General features: G+C 60.7%; 1 protein-coding gene. It reads left to right on the top strand.

The genetic code is table 11. The annotated features are described in order from the left end of the window. Nucleotides 1–2,777 (top strand): beta strand repeat-containing protein (locus tag ACR52_RS27170; protein WP_048731251.1); only part of this gene is annotated, 2,777 nt, incomplete at both ends.

The following is a 2,777-nucleotide window of genomic DNA, read 5'->3' as shown; positions in this document are numbered from 1 at the left end:
ACCCGCTGACCTCTGCTCCAGCCAACGGCACTATCACCGTGACTGCGGTCAACGATGCGCCTGAAGCGATCGCTACCACTGCCACCGGTTCGGAAGATCCGGTCCAGGGCATCGAAGTCAAACTGAGCGCGACCGACGTAGACGGCCTGGCGAACGTGAAATCGTTCACCGTCAGCGAGCCTACCAACGGCACGTTCTTCACCGATGCGGCCATGACCAAGCCGGTTACTGGCGCCATCGACGCTACCAACGGCGAAGCGACGCTCTACTTCAAGCCGAATACCGATTTCAACGGCACCGCCAACTTCACCTACACCGCCACCGACAGCGGCAACGCTGATGGCACTAACCCGCTGACCTCGACCCCAGCCAACGGCACCATCACCGTGACTGCGGTCAACGACGCGCCGGTACTGGGTAACGCCTCGACCAACGCATTCGGCGACACCTACATCGAAGGCAAGCCAGGCGGCTACGTGGCCGCGAACCTGACGGTCAGCGACGTCGACAACAGCACCCTGCAAAGCGCCAAGGTCACGCTCGTCAACCACCTGACCGACGATGTACTGATCGCGGATGTCAGCAATACCAAAATTGCAGTCAGCTACGACAAAGACACCGGCATCCTGACCCTGTCGGGTGAAGCCACCAAGGCTGAATACCAGGAAGTCCTGCGTTCGGTGCATTTCGCCAGCGAAAGCCAGAATCCGGTCTCTACCGACCGTACCCTGACCATCACCGTCAACGACGGCGAGCTGGATTCCGCCCCCGTGACCTCTGTGGTGTACGTGGTTCCGGAAAACGATGCCCCTGAGGTCGCGTTCACCAGCACTACCTTTACCGAGCAAAACGACGCCGTCGCGCTGGTCGAAAACCTGACCATCAAAGACGTCGATAACACCACGTTCAGCAAAGTGGTGGTCACGGTTGACCACCTGGCTGCAGGTGATTTGCTCAGCAGCACCGATGTGCTCAAGGCCCTGGCCGTTGCCGGTATTACCGTCACCCAAAGCGGCAGTGCCGCCGACGGCAAAGTCGTCTACACCCTCACCAGCGACTCGAAGACCGGCAGCAGTGCCGCCGACTTCACCAAACTGGTTGAAGCGATCACCTTCCAGAGCCCGGGTAACAATCCGAGTGGTACTGATCGCGGTGTCACCATCGACGTGACCGATATCGGCGGCCAGAACCTGGACCGCGAGAAACCGGAAACCGGCAGCGCCACCGGCAAGGTCACCATTGACCTGGTCAACGACGCACCGACTGCCGCAGCCGACAATACGACGGCCGACGAAGACCATACGGCCACGATCGTACTGGCCGGCAACGATGTGGACGGCACCGTCTCCACGTTCGTCATTACTGGCTTGCCGGAAAACGGCAAGCTGTACAGCGACGCCACGCTGCAAACCGAACTCAAAGTCGGTGACTCTGTACCGGCAGGTGCCGACGGCAAGGCTGCGGTCTACTTCTCCCCAACCGGCGACTGGAGCGGCAGCACCTCGCTCACCTTCACCGCGGTCGATAACGGTGGCAAACCGAGCGCCGTGACCACAGCCGACATCACCATCGCACCAGTGACCGACACCCCGCACCTGGGCCTGCTCGGCGGCGGACCTGTGTCCTCGATCAACTTCGACGGCGCCAACTTCAACGGTTCGTGGGGCACCATCGCGGTGGGCGATGCCAACAACGCCGCCAATGGCACCCCGACCACCCAGTGGCTGACGGGTAACGCTGACGGCAAAGTCGAAATCGGCCAAAGCAGCATCTACGGCGTAGAGACCCCGGGCAATAGCCAGGTCATCGAGCTTGAGAAGAACGCCGGTGACGACGCCAGCCTCTACACCATCATCAAGGCAGAAGCCGGCACGGCCTACACCATCTCGGTCGACTACTCGCCGCGTGCGGGCGCCGAGAACAATTCGGTGATCGACGTATTCTGGGGCGGCGTCAAAGTCGGCACCCTGGACGCCACCACCGTTGGCATGAAGACCTACACCTTCGTCGTGCCAGTCACCGCTGACGGCGATGCCAAGCTCGAATTCAAAGCCCCGGCCGGTGATACAAACAACTCGCTGGGCGGCGTGATGGACAACATCAGCGTCACCCAGGTGCTGAACACCGGCCTGGAAGACCACGGGATCAAGCTGTCGACCATCGACGCGTACGCCACCGACAAGGATGGCTCCGAGTCGCTCAAGCTGGAAATCAGTGGCATTCCGGACGGCGCGACCATCACCGATGGCACGACGGGCAACACGTTTACGGCGACGGCTGGCAATCAGAGCGTCGACATCAGCGGCTGGAACAAGGCAACGCTGGTCTTCACCCCGGCGGCAAACGCCAACGGCCTGGTGAACCTCACGGTTACCGCCACCGCACAAGACGGCACTGCTGATCCGAAGTCCGAGTCCATCACGCTGCCGATCAATGTGATTGCAGTTAACGATGCGCCAGAAGCTGTGGCGACTACTGCCACGGGTTCGGAAGATCCGGTTCAAGGTATTGAAGTTAAGCTTTCGGCTACTGATGTCGATGGCCTGGCGAACGTTAAGTCGTTCACCGTGGGTACGTCTGCCAACGGCACGTTCTTCACCGACGCTGCCATGACCAAACCGGTTACTGGCGCTATTGATGCGACTAACGGCGAGGCGACGCTGTACTTCAAGCCAAACCTGAATTTCAACGGCACCGCCAACTTCACTTACACCGCGACTGACAGCGGCAATGCTGATGGCACTAACCCGCTGACCTCGGCTCCAGCTAACGGCACT

It is taken from the genome of Pseudomonas fildesensis (genome assembly GCF_001050345.1).
Classification (GTDB): Bacteria; Pseudomonadota; Gammaproteobacteria; order Pseudomonadales; family Pseudomonadaceae; genus Aquipseudomonas; species Aquipseudomonas fildesensis.
This window is presented reverse-complemented; position numbering and strand designations above follow the sequence as displayed.